Origin of the sequence: Thiomonas sp. FB-Cd (genome assembly GCF_000733775.1) — a bacterium.
In the GTDB taxonomy this organism is placed as follows: domain Bacteria; phylum Pseudomonadota; class Gammaproteobacteria; order Burkholderiales; family Burkholderiaceae_C; genus Thiomonas_A.
The window spans coordinates 1695067-1716522 of sequence record NZ_JPOE01000002.1; the positions used below are offsets into that span (position 1 = coordinate 1695067).

General features: G+C 59.9%; 18 protein-coding genes and 1 tRNA gene. 5 read left to right on the forward strand and 14 right to left on the reverse strand.

The genetic code is table 11. The features are described 5' to 3' along the window. Nucleotides 1-8: 8 nt before the first annotated feature. Both CD04_RS0108280 and CD04_RS0108285 read right to left on the reverse strand, forming a co-directional pair. Nucleotides 9-1805: a nickel-dependent hydrogenase large subunit gene (locus tag CD04_RS0108280; RefSeq protein ID WP_031405790.1), complete on the reverse strand. Its 1797-nt coding sequence runs from the start codon at nt 1803-1805 to the stop codon at nt 9-11. Beyond that, entirely contained in the window at nt 1802-2920 is a 1119-nt protein-coding gene (locus CD04_RS0108285; RefSeq protein WP_031405793.1) for a hydrogenase small subunit, read from the reverse strand. Before CD04_RS0108285 ends, CD04_RS0108280 begins: the two co-directional genes overlap by 4 nt. Before the next feature lie 572 nt (nt 2921-3492). Here CD04_RS0108285 and CD04_RS24140 point away from each other — a divergent pair. Further along, nucleotides 3493-3999 carry a type II toxin-antitoxin system RatA family toxin gene (locus CD04_RS24140; protein WP_197033060.1) on the forward strand — a complete coding sequence of 169 codons (507 nt, stop codon included), beginning with the start codon at nt 3493-3495 and terminating at the stop codon, nt 3997-3999. Here CD04_RS24140 and CD04_RS0108300 read toward each other — a convergent pair. The 5 genes from CD04_RS0108300 to CD04_RS0108320 form a co-directional block, all read right to left on the reverse strand. Further along, nucleotides 3981-5543, reverse strand: coding sequence for a prenyltransferase (locus CD04_RS0108300; RefSeq protein WP_031405797.1), 1563 nt, complete (start codon nt 5541-5543; stop codon nt 3981-3983). The two genes, CD04_RS24140 and CD04_RS0108300, sit on opposite strands and share 19 nt — an antisense overlap. A gap of 64 nt (nt 5544-5607) precedes the next feature. Beyond that, entirely contained in the window at nt 5608-6267 is a 660-nt protein-coding gene (locus tag CD04_RS0108305) for a rhodanese-like domain-containing protein (protein WP_051849037.1), read from the reverse strand. 10 nt (nt 6268-6277) lie between these two features. After that, nucleotides 6278-7318: an NrfD/PsrC family molybdoenzyme membrane anchor subunit gene (gene nrfD / locus CD04_RS0108310; RefSeq protein WP_031405802.1), complete on the reverse strand. Its 1041-nt coding sequence runs from the start codon at nt 7316-7318 to the stop codon at nt 6278-6280. Between the two features lie 65 nt (nt 7319-7383). Further along, on the reverse strand, nt 7384-7926 hold the full coding sequence (locus tag CD04_RS0108315) for a 4Fe-4S dicluster domain-containing protein (protein WP_031405804.1): 543 nt from the start codon (nt 7924-7926) through the stop codon (nt 7384-7386). Next, on the reverse strand, nt 7923-10121 hold the full coding sequence (locus tag CD04_RS0108320) for a molybdopterin-dependent oxidoreductase (protein ID WP_031405805.1): 2199 nt from the start codon (nt 10119-10121) through the stop codon (nt 7923-7925). Before CD04_RS0108320 ends, CD04_RS0108315 begins: the two co-directional genes overlap by 4 nt. A 435-nt stretch (nt 10122-10556) precedes the next feature. Here CD04_RS0108320 and CD04_RS0108325 point away from each other — a divergent pair, with 435 nt between their 5' ends. Further along, on the forward strand, nt 10557-12284 hold the full coding sequence (locus tag CD04_RS0108325; protein ID WP_231480614.1) for a TIGR04190 family B12-binding domain/radical SAM domain protein: 1728 nt from the start codon (nt 10557-10559) through the stop codon (nt 12282-12284). 323 nt (nt 12285-12607) lie between these two features. Here the strand turns inward: CD04_RS0108325 and CD04_RS0108330 are convergent, their stop codons facing one another. From CD04_RS0108330 to CD04_RS0108365, 7 genes are all read right to left on the reverse strand, one after another. After that, on the reverse strand, nt 12608-13591 hold the full coding sequence (locus tag CD04_RS0108330) for a sulfurtransferase (RefSeq protein ID WP_031405809.1): 984 nt from the start codon (nt 13589-13591) through the stop codon (nt 12608-12610). 1021 nt (nt 13592-14612) lie between these two features. Further along, nucleotides 14613-14700: transfer RNA gene (locus tag CD04_RS0108340), tRNA-Ser, on the reverse strand. Between the two features lie 31 nt (nt 14701-14731). Beyond that, the gene (gene hemW / locus CD04_RS0108345) at nt 14732-16039 is read right to left on the reverse strand and encodes a radical SAM family heme chaperone HemW (RefSeq protein WP_038167612.1); all 1308 of its coding nucleotides are present in this window, start codon (nt 16037-16039) and stop codon (nt 14732-14734) included. A gap of 31 nt (nt 16040-16070) precedes the next feature. Continuing rightward, entirely contained in the window at nt 16071-16745 is a 675-nt protein-coding gene (gene rdgB / locus CD04_RS0108350) for an RdgB/HAM1 family non-canonical purine NTP pyrophosphatase (protein ID WP_038167615.1), read from the reverse strand. Then, nucleotides 16742-17470 carry a ribonuclease PH gene (gene rph / locus CD04_RS0108355; protein WP_031405816.1) on the reverse strand — a complete coding sequence of 243 codons (729 nt, stop codon included), beginning with the start codon at nt 17468-17470 and terminating at the stop codon, nt 16742-16744. The genes rdgB and rph overlap by 4 nt, the downstream gene beginning before the upstream one ends. Before the next feature lie 5 nt (nt 17471-17475). Continuing rightward, nucleotides 17476-18405: a PP2C family serine/threonine-protein phosphatase gene (locus tag CD04_RS0108360; protein ID WP_031405818.1), complete on the reverse strand. Its 930-nt coding sequence runs from the start codon at nt 18403-18405 to the stop codon at nt 17476-17478. Beyond that, entirely contained in the window at nt 18402-19478 is a 1077-nt protein-coding gene (locus CD04_RS0108365) for a serine/threonine-protein kinase (RefSeq protein ID WP_051849038.1), read from the reverse strand. The genes CD04_RS0108360 and CD04_RS0108365 overlap by 4 nt, the downstream gene beginning before the upstream one ends. 111 nt (nt 19479-19589) lie before the next feature. Between CD04_RS0108365 and CD04_RS0108370 the strand changes: the two genes are divergently transcribed. The 3 genes from CD04_RS0108370 (at nt 19590) to rpoZ (ending at nt 21426) form a co-directional block, all read left to right on the forward strand. Beyond that, nucleotides 19590-20477 carry a YicC/YloC family endoribonuclease gene (locus CD04_RS0108370; RefSeq protein ID WP_031405821.1) on the forward strand — a complete coding sequence of 296 codons (888 nt, stop codon included), beginning with the start codon at nt 19590-19592 and terminating at the stop codon, nt 20475-20477. A gap of 93 nt (nt 20478-20570) precedes the next feature. After that, complete coding sequence (gene gmk, locus CD04_RS0108375; RefSeq protein WP_031405823.1) at nt 20571-21191, forward strand: guanylate kinase; 621 nt, start codon at nt 20571-20573, stop codon at nt 21189-21191. A 31-nt stretch (nt 21192-21222) separates the two neighbouring features. Further along, a complete protein-coding gene (rpoZ, locus tag CD04_RS0108380) occupies nt 21223-21426 on the forward strand; it encodes a DNA-directed RNA polymerase subunit omega (protein ID WP_031405825.1) in 204 nt (67 codons plus the stop codon). Nucleotides 21427-21456: the final 30 nt, after the last annotated feature.

Sequence of the window (21456 nt, forward strand, 5' to 3'; positions counted from 1 at the left end):
CGCAGGCTCTAACGCACCTCGGCGCGAACCAACTCGCCCCCATCCGGCGCAATGACATGAGTCGAACACGCAAGGCAGGGATCAAAGCTATGCAAGGTGCGAAGAATCTCCAGCGGCTGTGTTGCCTCGGCGAGCGGCGTGTTGAGTAGCGACGCCTCAAACGCACCAATGTTGCCCGCGGGATCCCGCGGCGAACCGTTCCAGGTCGTCGGCACGACGGCTTGATACGACTCGATACGGGTGTTCTTGATGTGCACCCAGTGGCCCAGCGAGCCACGCGGAGCCTCAACGCGGCCGATGCCCTTGGTGTCGGCCGCCCAAGTGGACGGTTCCCATTTCTCCGTGGATGCGGTGGCGAGGTCCCCTGCACGCAGGTTATCCATCAAGCGATCATGGAACGTGCGCATCTTGTGCGCCGCCCATGAAGCCTCGAGGCCGCGCGCAGCGGTGCGGCCCAGCGTTGTGAACAGTGCGTCGACCGGCAAACCCAGATCGCTGAGCAGCTTGTCCACCGGCTCCTTGAATTCGGGTATTCCCCGCGCGTAGCCCACTGTGAACCGGGAAAGCGGACCGACCTCCATCGCGTGCCCACGCCAGCGTGGCGCCTTGATGAACGAGTACTTGGCGGATTCATCGAGCTGTTTGATATCCGTCTTCGTCCCCACCGTGTTGGGTCCAAGCTTGAAGTTCGGGTCGGTGATCCCAGCCCAGGGGTGAAGACCAACCGCCTCGTCCGGATAGCGATACCAAGAATGATCGACGAACTCCTGCACCTGCTGGGGGTCCCGAAGATCGACGTCCATCACGGCACCAAGCTTGCCACCGACGATGACTCCACTGGGGATCAGCATGTTGCCTTCCGACCAGTCATTCGCGTGCAGCGGAAATTCACCATAGGACATGACGTTTTGCCCCGCCAGCCCGCGCCCGTAGGTCCAGTTCTTGTAGAAGGAAGCGATCGCCTTGAGATCAGGCATATAGACCTGGTCGATAAAGTCAATGGTCCGGTCAATGATTGACGAGACGAGGTTGAGTTGCACCATATTGACCGGTGCGCCTGCCGCGAGCGCCTCATCCAGATTGATGGCACACGCCATGCCCCCGACAAGCCAATTCGGGTGGGGATTCTTGCCACCGAACACCGTATGAATCTTGACGATCTCGCGTTGAAAATCGAGCGCTTCCAGATAGTGTGATACCGCCATCAAATTCGCTTCGGGCGGGAGCCGATAGGCCGGGTTACCCCAGTAGCCGTTCATGAATGGACCAAGTTGCCCGGAATTCACAAATTTCTGCAGCCGGGATTGCACATCCCGGAAATATCCCGGCGATGAATTGGGCCACGGCGAAATGCTCTGTGCCAACGCGCTCGTCGCTTTCGGATCCGCCTTCAGCGAGTTGACCACGTCAACCCAGTCCAGCGCATGCAAATGGTAGAAATGAATCAAATGATCCTGCGCCCATTGCGTCGCAAGCATCAGATTGCGGATGGTGTTTGCATTTTCGGGGATCTTGATCCCGAGCGAGTCTTCCACGGCGCGCACCGATGCGAGCGCGTGCACCCCGGTACACACGCCGCAGATACGCTCACAAAATGCCCAGGCATCACGTGGATCACGCCCTTTGAGAATGACTTCAAGCCCACGCCACATGGTCCCGGACGACACTGCATTGCGAATGACATTGTTCGCATCGAGGTTGACTTCACAACGCAAATGCCCTTCGATCCGCGTGACCGGATCCACAATCAGCCTGCGCCCGCTGTTGTCCAGGTTGAAGCCGTTCGGCGTCGTCACCGTGCTCATTGCTCGCCTCCGTCACCCATGTCGGACTGCTCAACCTTATCCTGGCGCTTCTTGCGCACCACCTTGACCACACTGGCCACGGCGTGCGCCGCGACCCCAGCGCCAACGACCGCGGCACCAGCACCACCGAATGCGTCGGCCGTCGCCTCGATCCCGAGTGCCGTTCCGATGTGGGACAGGCGTTGGTAGAACGGGCCGTTATCCCAGAAGTTTTCTTCGGAGCAGCCGATGCAACCATGTCCAGCCTGAATTGGAAAGGAAACGCCCCCGTTCCAACGAATGGTCGAACAGGCGTTGTACGTGGTTGGTCCGCGGCAACCCATTTTGTAGAGACAATACCCCGAGCGCGCCCCTTCATCGTCCCATGACTCGACGAATTCACCCGCATCAAAGTGAGGTCGCCGGTAGCACTTATCGTGAATCCGTTGACCATAGAACATCAGAGGCCTTCCACGATTATCCAGTTCGGGAAGTCGGTCGAATGTGACCATGTAGCTAATGACGCCCGTCATGACCTCGGCGATTGGCGGACAGCCCGGAACCTTGATGATGGGTTTGTCCGTGATCACTTTATCAATGGGCGTTGCCGCCGTTGGATTGGGCCGCGCGGCCTGCACGCATCCCCAAGACGCACATGCGCCCCAGGCAATCACCGCCTTTGCATCGGCTGCGACCGACTTGAGTTTGTCGACGAAAGGCTTTCCACCCACGATGCAATACATGCCATCCTCGTTAAGCGGAGGATTTCCCTCGACAGCCAGGATGTATTGGCCCTTATATTTTTTGGGTATCTCGTCGAGGATCGCCTCGGCCTGCTCCCCGGCAGCCGCCATCAAGGTATCGTCGTAGTCGAGCGAGATCATCTTCAAAATGACGTCCTTCGCCAGCGGATGCCCGGACCGAATGAAGGATTCCGAGCAGCATGTGCACTCAAGCCCATGCATCCAAAGCACGGGAATGCGCGGCTTGGTTTCCATGGCGTGCGCGATTTTCGACGCGTATATCGGCTCGAGGCCCAGCGCTGCGGCCGTCAGCGAACAGAACTTGAGAAAGGAACGTCGGCTTGTTCCCTGCGCGCGCATCAGCTCATAAAACGTCTGGTTCTCAGCCACCATTTCCGTCTCCTCACTTCAAGAGCGAACCAGCGCCGGGCTGGTCCTCTTGATCAACCAAGCTGCGCCTTCGCTTTCCCCATTAAGTTCAATCTAGGCAACTTTCAACGTGAATGCGATCCCGGATCCAGGCGCCTGATTGACCTTCATCAAGAATCCTTGCTTTAAATCTGTTCGAAGATGAAACATGAGCTCGGCGACACTGCGAAGCAGGCTTGCGCTGGCCATAAGCTTGCCTCGTCGGGTTGTAGCCATGCTGACTTCCGCATGCAGTCGGCCGCTGGCCGGTGATGGAGTCTGCCTCGCCATCAATGGACCTGCGCTGCATGAACCGGAAGCCACCTGCGCGTGACTGCGTCTCTTCGTACCGTCGATCCATATCTCTGCCATGCGTTTCTGAAGCGTTGGCGCCAGGGAACATGTTCACCTGCAAAATTGTCGCAATGCCCGCGCGCTGGATAATTCACAACAGGCGTTGCCATGCGCGAACATCAGGCGCCCGTGTGCCGCCAATGTTGATGATTGCGGCACCCCCTTGCGCCCACCTTTTCTTCTATAACGCCCGAGCCCCGCGCATGACTTCCTGCCGCGTCCAACGTGATCTCGCCGTTCCGAACGACGCCTTGTTTGCACTGGTCGCCGACGTCGAGGCCTATCCCCGATACATGCCTGGATGGAAGGCCGTTCGGGTTCTCGCGCGAGCGGGTTCGTCCTGCCGGGTCGAGCAGACCATCAATCTCGTCGGCGCCGAAATCACGTTCGAGTCCATCGCAGAATGGGATCCGCCCCACCGTCTGGATATTCGGGCAACTGACAGCCCATCACAGCCCTTTCGCAAATTCCACTTGTGCTGGACCTTCACCCCGACTGGCCCACAACAAACGCTGCTTCAAGTCGAACTCGAATGTGAATTCCGTTCCGCGCTCCTGACCCATGTGGCACGCCGTATGAGTTGGATCTTGCTCAATCGCGCCATTGACGCCTTCGAGCGCAAGGCAACGCTGCTTATGGATAAGCCAGGCATTGACAGTCATGGCGGGTCCGCTGCGAGCACACTCTCCAATCACGATCCAAGCAGATAGGCGAGCGCGAGGAGCGCGCCGGTTGACAAGTGAAGCAACACGGACATTGCGTTAACCTGCAACAGGTCAAATGGAAGGCGCTTGCGATCCTCGTTGGGGTCGCGCCAACGCTCCACCCAGCGACGGCCGAGGCGGTCGGCCCTGAAAAAGAGCGGGAACGGCAGAAGCGCGAGCCACGCATACGGGGTCGCCAAGCCTGGAGTGACCACACCAAGCACACCGAGCGCCACGATCAGCGTGAAGCCCACCAAGTTGAACAGGCGATAAATGCCGAATACGCGGTCATAGGTGAACGCCATGTCGCGATCTTGAGCGATGCGCACGACCCAGTTGCGTTTTCCGCTGATGGCATCGGCGGGCGCATCCTGAAACTGGTTGATCCAAAGCACGAGCAAGATGAACACGCTGACGGGCAGTGACGCAACAACACTGGCAAACACGGGCCATGGCGTCGCGCCACCTGCCGTCAAGACATAACTTGTCCCCAGGACGATGACGGGTCCAAAACCGACAGCCACCGCGACCTCACCAAATCCGCGGTAGCTCAGCGGAAATGGCCCCACCGTGTAGGCAACGCCCAGGGCACAGCCCAGAGCCCCGATCATCAGCAAAGGCGTCGGGGCAAACGCCGACCCGGCGATGAGCGCGTTGATGTGCAGCCCGATCCAAATCGTTGCCCCGAAACAGGCAATGCTGGCTGCCAGCACTTTCCACGGCGCCAGAAGCCCAAGCTGGATCATCCGACTTCCACCAGTGAACGCATTGGCGCCCACCTGATTCTGATCGTCCGCCCCGCTGGTGTGATCTCCGTAGTCATTGATCAGATTGGTGCCAGCCGCAGCCAGCACCGCCCCGACCAATGCCCACACAAAAATGGCCCACGACCACTCCTGGCCTTCACCCGCACGCCGCATGGCATAGCTGGCAATGGCGCCCCCCAACAGCACAGGGACCAGGGCCGCGGTAAAAAACGGCGCACGAACGGCATGCACCCAAAGTCGCATCCAGCGACTCAGCGCCCGCAGCGCCTGCAAGGGGTGGCTGGGCTCGTTTTGTGGAAAGTCGCGCCACGCAAAACGCGGGATGGCCAAGGTGTCGACCAGTGCCGTGCGCGTCGGAGACAGCCGAAAGCAGCCAAACTCGCTGGGCACCTTGCCCGTGACATCATGGATCGCCTGTTGCGGCACATGAACCCCAGCTTGCAACAGGGCGACTGCGCGAATGCGACCTGCCTGATCCAGAATCTCGCTGCAGTGCCCGCTGATTTCCACTCCGAGCTCACTGCCTTGTTCGCAGGGCCAGATCACAGCCTGCACCGACGAATTGGTCGCCACTTGGGCCGCGATTCGAGACGCCTTGCAACACACGAAGATCAAATCTTGGCCGTCGAGCACGAATTGAAGCGGAGCAGCCGAGCTGTTTCCGTCGACCGAGGTCGCAAGCACCATGCGGTTCGCGCCCGCCAGGACGTGCTCGAGCAGTGGCTGGTCGGCGGCCGCCAGTGTCAAATCGCCACCGAATTTCATCACGTCGGATTGGTCCATTGGCTCTCCGAGGCACGGACGCACATGGGGCTAGGCGGCGAGATCGCCGCCGCCAGCGCGCTACTCAGTTGCAGATCCCTTTCAGGTTGATTCGCACGGGAACCTTCGGCATTGGTGCAACGGCCGCACCCGCGGCGGACGCAGCCTCTTGAGGCGACCCGATTTCGAGCATTGGAATCGGCGCAACACCGGCCTGTGGGCATGTGTTCAAGGCACGCACAATCTGAAATGTTTCGCGTTGAGAGGCCCACGCGTCAATCTTTTTGGCCCATGCACTCAGGCCCCCAGCCAGTCCGAGCGCCGGCACGCCCGCCACTCGCAGCAGTGTGGTGGCCTGCGCCTGCCTGTCGGTTGTTTCCGCATAGACAATCACCTGCGGCACGCGCCGCAGGCGCACAATTTCCGCCGGATCAAATAGCTTGGGCAACGGAATGTTCTGAGCACCTTGAATGTGGGCCTCAGCGAAGGCCCTGGCCGAGCGGATGTCGATCAACGTGAAATCCCCTCGATGCGCCAACATCAAGTTGCGCAAATGCTCGGGCGTGATCGCATCATCACCGCGCGCCACCGCTTGCGCCAGCGATTGAAGCGTGGCGTCCCGTGGCATCGCCGCCCAGACCACGTCAACGGGAGACAGTGCAGCGACGGCAGGAACGAGCAGCGGTATTGCACGCAGCGCAGCGGCCAGGCTTGGCCGTCGGATGCCGGAATTTCGCTTGGGCATGGTTTGTTCCTCAGAAACGACCATTAGGGTTTTCGCCGTCCTTGCGCAGGTCCTTCAGCAGGGACGCATTGAACTGGTTGTCGAAATGGCTCCAACTGGTCTCTTGACCCGTTTTCACGACCACGTCACGTAACAAAAATCCACCAAACAAGACCAACACCGCCGCAACGGCTGCAACGCTGACCATGGAGCGTCTCCATAAGACAAGCTCCAGCGCAAGCGGCAAAGCGAGCCCGGCGCCGATGAATCCGAGCCAGAACACCTGGGTGGCGCCACCACCGAGCACGTGTGCCGCAGCGTCGCGCTGCAGCGCGTTGCCGTTGAGCATATCAGCGAGAAACAAGCCTATCAGCGCGAGTTCCACCAAGATAAGACCCAGATCGATCCGTCCGAACAAATGCCTCTCACCGTCGGCTCCTGTGCCCAAGATCATCATCGCCGCGCCGGTTGACAGCCCGGAAGTGAGAAAGAGCGGGCCGAGAAGCGCCGAATGCCAGAATGGTCTCGCGTTGAATGCCGACAGCAAAACCCCGGTGTAAATGCCAAGGGCAATGCCCAAAGCGAAATTCAGGACGGCCAGCTTGCGGCGCTGCATGACGCAGATTGCACTGATCGGTGCGATCAGGCGCGGACCGATTGCCGGCAGCCGGTCCAACCATGCCGAAAGTGCCGGAAACCCGCTGGGCAAGCCAGCCAGCGTCAGCAGCCCCAGTGCAGGGATGACCAACAGCAGCACCCAAGACCCCCATGACATCACCGAGGTCACGTGAAGTCCCGTATAGAAGCGCCAAACGTTGATCTTTTGCTCGAGATCGAGGAAAAGGGTCGTCATCCCGACCATCAATGCCACGAATCCGATCAGTGGCGCTTGGCCCGCGGCGAACGGCGCCTGGGCCTCGCGCCGCGCAAGCACCGCCCAAGCCGACAACACCATGAGCCCTGCGGCCAGGCCACCGAGAAAAAGATAGGTCGCAATTTGCCAGCCCCAGATCGCAAGCTGAGGCTCGACTTTTGCGTTGGCCAACACGCTGGCCAGAACTTCCTCGCGCATGATCGTTGACTCCTCTCCCTGCGTCTTTTCGGTATTCGCAATTGGTGTCGAGCGCCTCCTGGCCCTCAACGCAGGTAAAACACGTTTGGCTCGTTGCCGCTCTCGGGATGCAGTGTGTAGTGTTTGCGGCTGGCGAGCAGTTGGCTGACCTCACTGGTCGGCTCGTCAACCAGCCCGAAATGCATCGCGCGCGTCGGACACACGGCTACACACGCGGGATCGTCGCCGACTTGGACTCGATGAACGCAGAACGTGCATTTGCCGATATAGCCCTGCGGCTGCATGATCAAACGCGCGTCGTAAGGGCAGGCGGCGATGCAGGCCTTGCAGCCAGTGCAGCGCGTGGCATCCACGACCACGATATTGGTACCGTTCCAATATTGGCTCGCGCCAGTGGGGCAGACTTCGACGCAGGTTGCATGCGAGCAATGGTTGCACCGCTCGGAACGAAATTCAGTCGCCAAATCCGGATAGATCCCGGTGGTGACCTCAACCACCCAGTCGTAGCACAGCCCTTCGGGGACATCATTTTCCATGCGGCATGCATCAACGCATGCCGTGCAGCCCACGCAGGTCTTTGTGTCGATCACCATGGCATACCGCGTCATGACACCACCTCCTTGCGGAATGTGACGAAATTTCCCCGCATCCCTGTGCCACCCATGATCGGATCGATCAGGACTCGGGTCATGAGCGCCGAATCGTCCGCTCCACGACCAAACGCCAATTTGAGGCCGCTTGCAGTGTGGCCAAATCCATGGACGAGCCAAACCGAATCCGGCCGCGTGCGCTCGGTGACCCGCACCCGCACAGGGTTGCTGACAACGCCGTCCTGATTGACCAGCCGGACGTAGGTGGCATTGTCGATACCAAAGCGGCGCGCAGCCTGCGGGTGGATCCAGACCAGGTTTTCGGGCATCAGCTGAAAGAGGACCGGATTGTTCTGGGTCCTGCTGAAGCTGTGTTGCGGCGCACGGCCATAGTTCAGATGGAAATAGCCGTCGGACGGGGGCCGAGGCGGCGTGTAATGCGGCAGCGGCTCGAATCCCGAATCTCTCAGCAGAGTCGAATACAGCTCGATCTTTTCGCTGGGCGTTTTCCAAGGAATGTTTGCGCCCGCATCCCAATACAGCGGCGTGCGACGCGGGAACTTCTTGAGACCGATCTTCTGCATCTCGGCGAGAGAACTGCCGACCTGCTTCAACTGCCAGTCCACCACTTCACTGTAGTCTTGCCACGGGAAATAACGCTCAAGCCCAAGCCTCTTGCCGAGCTCTTTCGCAATCCACCAGCCAGGCTTCGAATCGCCCCGAGGTGGCAGTGCCGGCGCGCGCAGGGCCACGCAAGGCTCACGTTCAGGCGAATTTCGCAACGGGTCGTAGCGCTCAAGATAGGAGCATTCGGGCAGCACCACGTCCGCATACCCCGTCATCTCTGACGGCTGCACATCAATGGCCACAATCAACTCAAGCGACTGGGATGCGGTGGCGAGCTTCTCCCGCACCCCCGGCATCGTCATCGGCAAATTGGTGTCGTAGACGATCAGCGCCTTGTAGTGGGCATCCTTGCCGAGGGCGTTATCGATAATGACATTCGTGACCGCTGCTCCCGCGAGCGGATACTTTTTCAGGGTGATGTCCCGCCACGACGCCTTCGGCGCGGGGTAAGCGGGAAGCGGGTAGCTTGGGAGCTCGACCGCCTCCGGTAGGTAATACCCGCCGCGTGCTCCCCAGATGCCTAGCAGTCCAGCCAGAATCGCCATCGCACGGGCGCGTTGCGTATCGTCACCCCACCAGGTCGAATGACGCCCAGGGTGAATGACGGTGGCGGGCGCCGCAGCGGCCATGATGCGCGCTGTACGGCGGATGAGCTCGGCGTCGACCCCGGTCTCGGGATAAGCCCACTCGGGTGTGAACGGCGCGACGTGCTGCGCCAGCGCGTCGAAACCCAATGTGTTGCGCACAACATAATCGCGGCTATAAAGCTGCTCGGCCAAGATGACATTGATCCAAGCCAGCAGCAGGGCAATATCTGTACCCGGCCGGATCGGCAGCCAATGCTGGGATTTTCCGGCCGCCACCGAGAAACGCGGATCGACGGTAATAATGGTTGCATCGTTGCGTATGGCGTCCCCGAACGTCTGCACCTGACTGTTATGAAGGTTTTCGCCGATATGCGATCCAACCAGCACAATGCACCGCGCATTCTCCATGTCGGTCTGTTCGGGTGACTCCAACCCTTCGCCGAACGTCAGGAAAAATCCGGTGTCACGTGGCCCGCGGCACTGCGCAAATGCAGGCTGCGCGATGCTGTCGCTTCCGAAAGCGCGTACAAGGTGGTCAAAGTGTCCGGCGCCCGGGCCGTGGACAAGCGCCGCGACGCGATCGGCGCCGTGCTCGCGCGCGACTTTACTCAGTTTTTCGCTGATGAAGCCAAGCGCCACGTCCCAGCTGACCGGCTCGAAGCTCTGCTTCCCATTGCGCTGCACCCGCAACAGCGGCTTGACCAGCCGATTTGGATCGTAGTACGCGCCAACGCCGCCGGTTCCGCGCGTGCATAGCCGTCCGTTCGAATGCGGATCACCCGGCTGGCCCGTGATTTTCCAAAGCTCACCGTCTCGCGTATGCACACTTGCGGCACAACCCCAAAAGCAGATATTGCAGACCGTCGGGCTTTGCTTTGCAGGTGCTTGTGTCATCATCTTCTGCCATTCGGCAGGCTGGCTGCACCCTTCCAGCGTAGACCCCAGCAGCGCGACAGACCCCACTGCCGCGCTGACCTTCAAGAAGTCACGGCGCTGCATGTTCAATCCCCTAAGCCGCCACACCGCAAGGCGCCCAATGGTGACACCGCGGGATCGGCACCTCTTGCCGCAAATGCGCATCGGACCATGGGGTCACAAAACGTTGCATCCATCGACTCACCTCCATTGTGAAGGCCCGCCTCGAAAGGCACGACCATCGTCGATACGGTGAAACCTTGCAAGCGCGTTGGCGTAATCGGGGCGAGTCAAGCGCCAGCTGAGGACCCAGCAACACACTATTTTCAGGCTAGTCGGAAATGTGCGCCTCGAACTTGATCCACGTCAAGACCGGGAGGTACGTCACCCCAGGCATTCCCAGCCCCCTACCCTGCAATCTGCACGCAGCGCAGACCGCTCGGGACTATAGTTATCGCACAAGCTGGCGGAGTCCCGCGGACTGTAATTGCGCGCAATGGAGAAAACGAATTGAAAAACGTGGACTTGCTGCTTCTCCATGCGCCGAGCGTGTATGACTTTCGCAAACATGCGATCCTTTATGGACCCGTGAGCGACCTGATTCCGTCGTCAACGGTATTCGAGATGTATCCCCTCGGTTTCCTGACGATCGCGAGCTATCTTCGGCGGCAGGGAATGGAAGTGCGCATCGTCAATCTGGCGCTGCGCATGATCAATAGCCGCCGCTTCAGCGTTCCGCGCTTCCTTGCCAAAATTGCCAAGCCCGCGGCCATCGGGATCGATCTCCATTGGCTGCCACATTGCCATGGCGCGCTGGAGGTGGCGCGCATCGCAAAGGAAATTCTGCCCGACACGCCAATCATCATGGGCGGCCTGTCGTCAAGTTACTTTCATGAGGAGCTGATCACCTATCCGCAGGTCGACTATGTCTTGCGGGGCGACAGCACCGAGCCGCCCCTGCACCAGTTGCTGCTTGCCTTGCGCGACGGAAGCGATCTCACCACCATTCCAAACCTTACGTGGAAAAAGGCCGGGGCAGTCCAGGTCAACCCGTATACCTTCATCCCGGCCACTCTCGATTACGCCGACTTGCGGCCGGACCTGATGGTCGAGATGGTTCTTCGCTATCGTGACTTGCAGAGCGTCACACCGTTCAACGGCTGGACCAAGAACCCCATCACCACCGTGTTCACGGTCAAGGGCTGTGCACACGACTGTGTCACGTGCGGCAGCTCGCACACAACCTGCACGCACCTGACGATGCGCGACAAACCCGTGTTCCGCAGCCCGGCAAGCCTGGTCGAGAACATGCAGGCCATCAGCCGTCTGACACGCGCTCCGATTTTCCTGGTCGGCGATCTGCTCCAAGCCGGCCCAATGCATGCCGCGGAAGTTCTCGAGCAGCTTCGGCTGGCCCGCATCAACAACGAAATCGTCTTCGAGTTTTTCACCGTGCCGCCGACCTCGGTGCTGCAAGCCATTGCTCGATCGACCAAAAACTGGAGCATGGAGTTCAGTCCTGAAAGCCATGACCGCGCGGTTCGCAATGCGCAAGGCGGAGGCGAAGGCGAATATGACAATACTGCGATGGAGTCGTTCTTTCAGGAGGCGCTAAGGCAGGGCTGCCACCGCATTGACGTATTTTTCATGATTGGCTTGCCGCAACAGACCGTACGCTCGGTCCATGAGACCATCGATTACTGCGAACATCTCTTTGCCCTGGGTGACGCACGGCTGTCCTGCTTCATTTCACCCATGGGACCTTTCCTCGATCCGGGTAGCCGTGGCTTCGAAGAACCGGAACGCCTCGGGTACCGCCTCTTCGCACGCACACTCGAAGAGCACCGGCAGCTGCTGATACAGCCAACCTGGGAGCGGATCCTCAATTACGAAACCCGGTGGATGAGTCGTACCGAGCTGGTCGACGTCACCTACGCGGCGGCTGAGCGTCTCAACGATCTAAAGGTTCGGCATGGCCGGATTTCACCGCGTCGCGGCCGAAAGGTGGCCAGCCAAATCAAGGAAGCGCGCGCCTTGCGCGCCAGACTGGACGCCGAGCTGGCCACCGGAAAGGCCTCTTCGGCCTACCAGAGTCTGGCGGGCGAGATATCACGATTCAGCATGGACACGGTTTGCGACAAGCGCGAACTGTTCTGGCCACGGCACGCCGTCAATTTCAAGGCCAAAGAGATTGTGCGCATTATTAAACGGTATCTTTCAGGCCAGATCGAGTCGCCCAACGCGTAGGCTTTCGCTTCGCGACCGTATAACGGCGCCGTGCGGTTTTGCGCGATGGCACTTCCAAAACAAGTGCTTGTTGGATGCCCCTTCGATGCCAAGATCGTGCAGTCGCCACGTCAACGTCGCACCCGAATCATTGCGCCTCTGTTATTTTCGTTCGACACGGGATTATTTCGCCAGGCATCGAGTCTTCATATCGACCACAAACTCTCCTGTGCACGTTGCGCACTGAATCCCGTAATGGCCTCATTGAAGCCACCATTTGTGCTGATTCGCGATTGGATCCAAAGCCTACCTATTAAGAGTCCGCCAACAGCGAAAATTCATCGCTAATCTGGCAAGCCGACAGTCGGATTTCCGAGATTCGTCCATTCGATCATGGATCCCGCATAGAGCTTCGAGTTTGGATTACCGACGATTTCGCTCATCACGAACCACGCACCGGAGGCAAAAAGCGCCGTATTGCAGTAGCTAATGGTCGGCACGTCCGGCCTGATATGGAATTGGGCCAAGATCATCTTGTAATCTCTTGCGCTCATAAATTCGTAGGCCGCGCCAATCGGCCTGACAATCGCGTCGGTCGGGAAGGACACGGCGCCCGCCAAGTGCCCTGGTGTTTTATCCACTGGACTCCTGACGACACCCAGGAACTGATCCACGGGACGGGCGTCGACGAACTGATACGAGCCTTCCCGCAACCCCACTTTGACCTGTTCCAAAGAGGCAAGGATTTTTTGGTCGGCGGGGCCGGCGGTCCAGTTTCCGGTTGCTGCGGCAATCTTGTCAACACTTACCGGATAGCCGTCTTGCAACCACGCGTTGAGGCCACCATTTAAAATGGCAATTTTGTCGCGGGGCTCACCGAAAAAGCGCAGCTGGAAATAAAGCCGGGTGGCCATATCCACGGACGAGACGCTGTCGCCGACCGAAACAATGACAATAGGCTTGTCGGACTTGTTCAGACCCGAATCATCCATAATCTTTGTAAAGCGCTGCGCGGTGGGCATTTGTGCCTGAATCTTCACCCCGTCGACGATCCGGTCAACCCGGATCTTGTTGAAATCGACAGCAATCGCATTGGCAATATGCCCGCCGGTCTGCAGCAAACTCTTTTTCCCACTGGCCGCGACACCCCCGAATTGTGGTTCTTGGGTCAAATTCTTCATGTCGTCGCGGATATCGACAACCGTAACCTCGTTGAGATGCCGGCTCAGCCATTGCGGAGTGACGAGCGCACCCGGCAGGCCAGAGGCCGAAGCGGCTTGAGCCACCACCCCAAGAACGCAAATTGCGAACAACAATTTCCCCTTCATGCCCTTCTCCTCATATTGACGCCATCCCCCTCACCGATGCAGGCGCCGCCTGTAACGGTGAGGGGCTGTTGCTGAAAGAGCCTCCTGCGCTGAAGCGCCCTGACAGCCGGATTTATAGCGCGCTTTGCGGGTGCGCACAGGCCTGAGTTCCTGCGTCCCCGCGGCACTGCGTTCGCGCAGTTCGATTGTGCGGCATATGCAGCAGAAGCGATTCGCGCTTGCGGCCGTAGACACGACAGGATTTGGGATTGGGAGCTTGGCCGGCAGCGGCTAACCACGACGCACTGGAGCTCGTCACGCGCCACCTTGGACTCCAACATGGAACCAAACTCCCTGCAAGCAGCATTCGAAATGGAGCGCGCCAGACGATGATTGCTCCCGACCATCATGGAACCGTAAGACCAATGATGCATACCGTCTGGTTCTCACGAAAGATCGTCGTCGATGCCTTGTCGAGATGATCGCGCCGTGCGTCGCGCACGGCTGCGTGGACCTTCACAATGCGCCTAGAAGATTAACGCTGCCCACTGTACAAGGGTGGGGTGCGTGCGCCTTGGGGCCCAAACCGGCCTTGGCGGCCTCACGCTTGCCAGCGTCGGGTCGCAGCGGCGGGGGCGACGCATGTCTTCTTGGTAACGCATCCGGCCGTAGCGGGTCAAGCAACAGGACGATTTCAGCGTCCCTCGGAATTTTTCCGTCCACGTTAATGGGAATGTCTTCCGCGCATATGCCGTTAGACGTTTCTCGTCCCCTCCGTCAAGCATAAGGTGACCGCACTTCGAGTAGTGGCCGCAGTACGGGGCCGTTGCTGGGCGTTACGAACTCGGAGGCGGCTGTGTCTGAATGGCGCCGGACAACAAAAAGCCCACTTGGCCAAGACCCGTGGGCTTTTCTAATGGACACCTATCACACAACAGCGATAACACAAAATGTGGCCCATCGGCAAATCAAGCATATCGTGCCCAGTCGGCCACTTTTTGCTTAACGGCACACGAGCGCTAACCCGTATGAATGCTACGGATGGCGGAAGCGGTGAGATTCGAACTCACGAACGGTTGCCCGTTGCCGGTTTTCAAGACCGGTGCAATCGACCACTCTGCCACGCTTCCGAAGGATCGGCATTGTAGGTGAGGCTCGGAACTAAATCGCATTTGACTGAATCGACCGCGGTTTGCGGTCCTGTTCAGAGGGGAGAAACAATGTCAGCACCTCATTGAGCAGATCCCAACCCCTGGGAGTTGCAGCGATGAATTCTCCCGTCTGCCTCACAAGCCCAAGCCGATTGGCTTTCTCGAGCCCTGCGCGCAACGTGGACAGGGGCAAGCCCGTACGCTGCGTGTAAAGCTCTGTCGCAAATCCTTCGCGCAGGCGCAGCGCGTTGAGAAGGAACTCAAATGGAAGCTCGCGCCTTGCGATTTCGGCTTCGGACTCGACCGGTGCGCCTTGCACGGCTTGCTGCATATAACGTTCAGGCTGCCGCCATCGGGTCTGGCGAATGATGCGATGCGCGAAACTCAGTTTGGAGTGCGCTCCGGCGCCGATGCCCAGGTAGTCGCCGAAATCCCAGTAGTTCCGGTTATGGCGGCAGGCGTGGCCCGGTCGCGCATAGGCGGAGACCTCATAGCGATCGAGTCCGTCAGCCTGAGCCAGATCGGCGACCGCCTGCTGCATGTCGGCGGCGAGATCGCCGTCGGGGAGATGCGCTGGGGGTCGCTTCGCAAATGCAGTCTGGGGCTCGATGGTGAGCTGGTAAAGCGACAGGTGCGCAGGCTGAAAAGCAAGTGCCTTCGCAACCTCGGCGCGCGCGTGCTCGACGGTCTGCCCTGGCAGGGCAAACATGAGATCGATATTGAAGTTGGGCACGACGGTTTGGGCTTCCTCGATGGCAGCCCGCGCTTGCGCGGCGTCGTGGACACGCCCGAGCCTGCCGAGCATGTCATCGTCGAAGCTCTGCACGCCAATGGACAGGCGATTGACCCCCGCCTGGGCATAAGCCTTGAAACGCTCGCGCTCAAAGGTTCCAGGATTAGCCTCAAGGGTGATCTCTGCGTCGGACGCCAGTTGCACGCGAGCGCGCACTTGGGCCAACAGAGCGTCGACGGCATCGGGCGAGAACAGGCTCGGAGTGCCTCCCCCGAAGAAGATGCTCGTGACACGTCGACCCCAGATCAGTGGCAGCGCCGTTTCCAGATCAGCGACGAGCGCCTGCACGTAGCGCAGTTCGGGAATCCGGGGCTGCTCCCCCCGCCACTCATGCGAGTTGAAGTCACAATACGGACACTTGCGCAGGCACCAAGGCAGGTGCACGTAAAGACTGAGCGGCGGCAGCGCATGCAGTTGCAACGTACCTGCCCGCATATAGTCAGGCATGCGAGCAGCAGCCTCGGCCAGTGCCATCTGCCCATGCTCAAGCGGCGTGTCGACGATGGGAATCACAGGCCCCGTCATGGCGATATCCACATATTCGCTGGGAGAATCATCAACGCTTCAAGTCGGCGCCAGGCTGCCGCTGCACGCCCCAAAAGGCCTGCAGCAGTTGCGCCATCTGCCCTGCGGCGCGCGCACGATGACTGACACGATTCTTGTCCTCGGGCAGCAGCTGTGCGAGCGTCGCGCCGCTTTCGTTCAAGACGAACAGCGGGTCATAGCCGAAGCCACCGGATCCCGCCGGTCTCGTCGCAATGCGTCCGTGCAGCCATCCATGGGCAATCAGTGGTTCCGGATCGTCAGGCCGACGCACGGCAGCCAACACGCACACGAAATGGGCGCGGCGATCGGTACAAGCGTTCAGCTCACTGAGAAGTTTCGCGTTATTCAGCCCATCCTGCGTGGCACGGTCAGCCGCAGGGCCCCCTGCCGGTTGCGCATAGCGTGCCGACCACACCCCAGGCTCGCCACCGAGAGAGAACACACACAGACCCGAATCGTCAGCAAGTGCAGGCAAGGCTGTATGCGCCGATGCGTGGCGCGCCTTGGCCAGCGCATTTTCCACGAAGGTGCAGTGGGGTTCGGGGCACTCTGGCACCGCGTACTCCGACTGCGGAGCGATCTCGATCACCAGGTCACCGAAGAGCGCCTGGAATTCAGCGCACTTGCCAGGGTTGCCCGTCGCCAGAACCAACCGCGGATCATCGTCTAACGGCAGTTGCGTCATGCCAGATCGAGGGCCTGCCTTTGCGCGCCAATCAGTTGTGCGATGCCCATCTGCGCCGCGTCAATGAGCGCGTCAAGCTGAGCGCGGTGAAACGGCTCTCCCTCGGCGGTGCCCTGCACCTCCACCAAAGCGCCCGATGCAGTGCCGACAACGTTCATATCGCAATCGCAGGTCGAGTCTTCCTCATAGGCCAGATCCAGCAACACCTCGCCACCAAGCAAACCAACGGAGACCGCCGCCACCAACTCTCGCATGGGATTGCACGCGACTTTCCCCTGCTTCTGCAGCCAGGTGCAGGCATCCCAGGCGGCGACGGCCGCTCCGGTGATGGCAGCGGTGCGGGTGCCTCCGTCGGCCTGGAGCACATCACAATCCAAGACGATCTGGCGCTCTCCGAGTGACGTGAAATCAAACACACTGCGAAGGCTACGCCCGATGAGTCGCTGGATTTCCTCGGTACGCCCCTGTGGCCGCCCACGCTTGACCTCACGTTCGCTGCGCGTGTGCGTCGCACGCGGCAACATGCCATATTCGGCGGTCACCCAGCCTTGGCCTGTTCCCCTGCGATGCGGGGGAACACGCTCCTCGATACTCGCCGTACACAACACGCGTGTGCGTCCCATCTCCACCAGGACTGAGCCCTCGGCATGACATGTGAACTGGCGCAGAAGACGCAGGGGACGCAGCGTTGCGGCTTGGCGGCCGTCGGAACGGGAATAAGGCATGAGATCTATTTTTTGGCCGCGGCGCGGCGGATGGCTTCGTTAATTTCAGCAATGGATCGTTCGATGGCAGCATCATCGAGTTCGTCCATCTGCATGTCCGGTAATCCCGACTGGAAGGTCGACGCGAAAACACCCGGACGGATGCCCTCGGTGCTCACGCCCTGTGTCGTTTCGTGCTCAGCCTCCGCCTCCCACTCCATCGCGAGCGCCGTGACGTTATCCGACTCAACAGCATTCTGCCGCAGTGCCAATTCCACCATCTCGGGCACGGCATCAGATAAAACGCGCTCGCTGAGCAGCCGTACGATCGTGGCCTCAGGCAGCTGGCTCCACAGACCGTCTGAACACAGCATCACCACGTCCCCTGAGCGCAGGCTCTGCGGCACACCGATTTCCACAAAAGGGAGTTGTGACGAACCCAGACAGGTATAGAGAACGTTGCGGTTGACGGGCCCGCCATCCAATGTGGCATCCAGCGGGTTGTTTTCGCGCACCGCGCGCAGCATGCGCTGCTCGGCATGCGAATGGTCACGCGTGCGGGTGAGCAAAGCCCCGTTTCGCAGGTAGTACAGGCGGGAATCGCCAACATGCGCCCATTGTGCAACGCCCTTTTGCAGCACACACAAAACGACCGTGGTACGCGGATAATCGCTCAGCCCCTGCGTCTTGGCGTAGCGTTGAATCTGTTCGTGGGCCGTGAGAATCGCTCGGCGAAGGAACGCGCGCGCATCGTCCAGCGCTGGCTTGGCTTCACGCTGGAACATGGCCGCAATGGTCTGCAGCGCGAGTTGCGCCGCCATATCGCCGCGCGGATGGCCACCCATTCCGTCGGCCAGCCCCAAAAGCACGCTGTCTTGCGTGTAACAGTAACCCATACGGTCTTCATTCGCCAATCGCGCGCCGCGCCGGCTGACCTGGTAGATCGAGAACTTCATGGCTTATCCCGCCCTGACGGTGCCCTCTCGCGAGCACCACCGCCGGGGCCTATGCGCGTAGCCCCATTAACCCCCATACGCGTGGCCTGCTTGGCCTTGTCAACGCGGGATTTGGTGTCATGCACGAGCTCGTCGATTTGCATACGCAATTTTTCGCTCAGCGTGAGCTGTGTATAGCGGCGCGGATCTTCAGCGCCCAGCTCCTTTTGCAGATTGAACACACTTTGGGGGCGTGCCAAGGGATCCAGTGACATGCACCACTCCACGATTTCAATGAGGTTGTCCGAATAGATGCCGCGCAATTTTGATAGTTGCATCGGCAGCCGGTCCTTTTCCAGCCTCTGTGTGGCCTCATACGGGGGGTAACCCGTCATGCACGCGTAAATGCAGGAACCGACCGAGTAAATGTCGGTCCACGGACCAAATGATGCATCACGCTTATACATTTCCGGGGCTGCAAAGCCCGGGGTATACATCGGCCGAAAGCGCTTGTCTTGCTGCCCCAGCACCTCGCGCGCTGCGCCGAAGTCGATAAGGATGGGCTTGTCGTCGTCGGTAATGAAGAGATTGGCCGGCTTGATGTCCAGGTGCAGCATCTTGTGCTGGTGCACCACGCGCAAGCCTTGGAGGATTTCGTCGTAAAGAGAACGGATGGTGGATTCGCGGAAGATCTTCTTGCGCTTGAGTTCGCGCGCCGTGATCACGAACTCCTGCAGTGATGAACCCTCCAGGTAATTCATCACCATGTAGACCGTTTCATTTTCCCGGAAGAAATTCAGCACACCAACGACACTGGGATGCGAGATCTGCGCCAGCGACCGGCCTTCTTCAAAGAAGCTCTTCAGCCCCAAGCGGTATAGCGCCAATTTCTCAGGGTGTGCAATGGGCACCATCTCGCCCGCCGCTCGCTCCACCAAGGATGCCGGCAAGTACTCCTTGATGGCCACGCGCTGGCCATCCGCCGTGAGGGCGAGGTAGACCACGCCAAATCCACCGCTGGCCAGCTTGCGCAAAATGCGGTAGCCCCCAACCTGCGTATCGGGTTCAAGAGGTGCTGGCTTGGTTTTGGACATGTCGATTGACAATGGCAGGACTGCCCTGCGGAAGGAATGCTAGCTCGCGCGCCGCATTATGAAAAAATGCGGCGTTCGACCAAGGAGCATCGAGTGAAATTACTTTATAGCATGACCGGTTACGCCGAGGTCGGCCTGCCCGTTTCGGGCTCAGCTACACCCCTGACGATACGCGTCGAGTTGCGCAGTGTGAACAGCCGCTTTCTGGATTTGTTGCTCCGCCTGCCTGACGAACTGCGCGCAAGCGAAGCCAATGTCCGTGCATCGCTGACTCGCGAACTGCGCCGTGGCAAGGTGGAATGCCGGGTCAACCTGGACGAGGGCCAATCCGCGCAGATGCTGCCCGATCTGCAAATTGTCGAGTCATTGCTTCACGCCGAAGCCGCCTTGCTGCAGCGCGCACCACACCTGCGCAGCCTCTCCGTGGCTGATGTATGGCGCCTTGGCGCGGCACAGCAGCAACAGCCCTCTAGGGATGCGACTGCATTGGCGAACACGTTGCAGCAGGCCCTCGAAGGGGCATTGCAGGGGCTTCAGAAGGCGCGCGCGGCCGAAGGGGATCGACTTCGCAGTTTCCTGCTGGAGCGTTGCGACCAATTGCAGCAATGGGCACGTGCAGCTGAAGGCGTGGCGCCGCAAGCCGTGCTTCGGCAGCAGGAACGCTTCATGACCCGTTGGAGGGACGCGCTGGCGACCCTGGGCGGAGGCGCAAATCCGGAGGCGGTCCAGGAGCGTCTTCTGCAGGAAACCACAGCGTTCGCTCTGCGCGTGGATGTGGCCGAGGAAATCAGCCGCCTACAATCCCATCTTGATGCCATACGCACGGTGCTCGAAACTGGTGGGGAAGTGGGCAAACGGTTGGATTTTCTGATTCAGGAACTGCATCGGGAAGCCAATACCTTGGGCTCCAAATCCGCCGTGCTCGAACTCAGCGAGTTGGCAGTCAACATGAAGGTCTGCATCGAGCAAATGCGCGAGCAGGTGCAAAACCTCGAATAGCAAGGCACCGGCAGCTCTGGCCGGACCAACACGTCTTCCTGTGGCCTCACAGCGCTTCCTCCGTTCTCAACCCTAGCCCCAATACGACAGCGCATGGACTTCCCAGGCAATTTGTTCGTCGTCGCAGCTCCGAGTGGGGCCGGCAAATCCAGTCTGGTGTGCAAGCTGCTATCCAAGGACAAGGGCATTCAACTGTCCATCTCCTACACGACGCGTCCCCCGCGCGGACAGGAAGAGGATGGTCGAGAATATTGCTTCGTCGATCGTGACGAGTTCCAGCGTCGCATCGAGGCCGGCGACTTCCTCGAATGGGCGGAGGTCCACGGCAATCTGTATGGGACCTCGCGCCATTGGCTTCAGCAGCGCATGGCTCAGGGCGTGGACGTCATGCTGGAGATCGATTGGCAGGGCGCCGAACAGGTCAAGCGGCAATTCAGCAACGCAGTGAGCGTATTCATCCTGCCGCCCTCGTTCGAAGAACTCGAAGCAAGGCTCAAACGCCGTGGCGAAGACGCCCCGGAGGTCATCGCCCGGCGTCTGCGCGAGGCTCGGGTCGAAACCCCGCATGCCTCGACGTTCGACTTTATAATCGTGAACCACGATATCTCCCACGCGCTGCGCGACTTGCAGGCCATCGTGGTCGCGCAACGGTTGCGCTACGCGGCACAGCACCGCGCTCATCCCGAAGTATTCAAGGCGCTCGGCATTTGTTGAGTCGCTTGCTCTGACTTTCACTGGAACTGCCATGGCCCGTATCACCGTCGAAGACTGTCTGGAAAAGATCCCCAACCGATTCCAACTCGTACTGGCTGCCACCTACCGGGCGCGGATGCTCGCGCAGGGTCACACACCCAAGGTTGATAGCCGCGACAAACCGGTGGTGACAGCGCTGCGTGAAATCGCTGCCGGTCAGATTGGCATTGAAATGCTCAAGCGCGTCCCCGCCTGAGGGCGCCGACGGCATCTGGGTGCGCGGTGT

Coding starts and splice junctions, on each gene's coding strand:
- nrfD (WP_031405802.1), bottom strand. CDS start 7,318: ATGCGCGAGGAAGTTCTGGCCAGCGTGTTGGCCAACGCAAAAGTCGAG.
- rph (WP_031405816.1), bottom strand. CDS start 17,470: ATGCCTTATTCCCGTTCCGACGGCCGCCAAGCCGCAACGCTGCGTCCC.
- CD04_RS0108315 (WP_031405804.1), bottom strand. CDS start 7,926: ATGACGCGGTATGCCATGGTGATCGACACAAAGACCTGCGTGGGCTGC.
- CD04_RS0108285 (WP_031405793.1), bottom strand. CDS start 2,920: ATGGTGGCTGAGAACCAGACGTTTTATGAGCTGATGCGCGCGCAGGGA.
- CD04_RS0108330 (WP_031405809.1), bottom strand. CDS start 13,591: ATGAAGGGGAAATTGTTGTTCGCAATTTGCGTTCTTGGGGTGGTGGCT.
- CD04_RS0108305 (WP_051849037.1), bottom strand. CDS start 6,267: ATGCCCAAGCGAAATTCCGGCATCCGACGGCCAAGCCTGGCCGCTGCG.
- gmk (WP_031405823.1), top strand. CDS start 20,571: ATGGACTTCCCAGGCAATTTGTTCGTCGTCGCAGCTCCGAGTGGGGCC.
- CD04_RS0108300 (WP_031405797.1), bottom strand. CDS start 5,543: ATGGACCAATCCGACGTGATGAAATTCGGTGGCGATTTGACACTGGCG.
- hemW (WP_038167612.1), bottom strand. CDS start 16,039: ATGACGGGGCCTGTGATTCCCATCGTCGACACGCCGCTTGAGCATGGG.
- CD04_RS0108365 (WP_051849038.1), bottom strand. CDS start 19,478: ATGTCCAAAACCAAGCCAGCACCTCTTGAACCCGATACGCAGGTTGGG.
- CD04_RS0108320 (WP_031405805.1), bottom strand. CDS start 10,121: ATGCAGCGCCGTGACTTCTTGAAGGTCAGCGCGGCAGTGGGGTCTGTC.
- rpoZ (WP_031405825.1), top strand. CDS start 21,223: ATGGCCCGTATCACCGTCGAAGACTGTCTGGAAAAGATCCCCAACCGA.
- rdgB (WP_038167615.1), bottom strand. CDS start 16,745: ATGACGCAACTGCCGTTAGACGATGATCCGCGGTTGGTTCTGGCGACG.
- CD04_RS0108280 (WP_031405790.1), bottom strand. CDS start 1,805: ATGAGCACGGTGACGACGCCGAACGGCTTCAACCTGGACAACAGCGGG.
- CD04_RS24140 (WP_197033060.1), top strand. CDS start 3,493: ATGACTTCCTGCCGCGTCCAACGTGATCTCGCCGTTCCGAACGACGCC.
- CD04_RS0108360 (WP_031405818.1), bottom strand. CDS start 18,405: ATGAAGTTCTCGATCTACCAGGTCAGCCGGCGCGGCGCGCGATTGGCG.
- CD04_RS0108370 (WP_031405821.1), top strand. CDS start 19,590: ATGACCGGTTACGCCGAGGTCGGCCTGCCCGTTTCGGGCTCAGCTACA.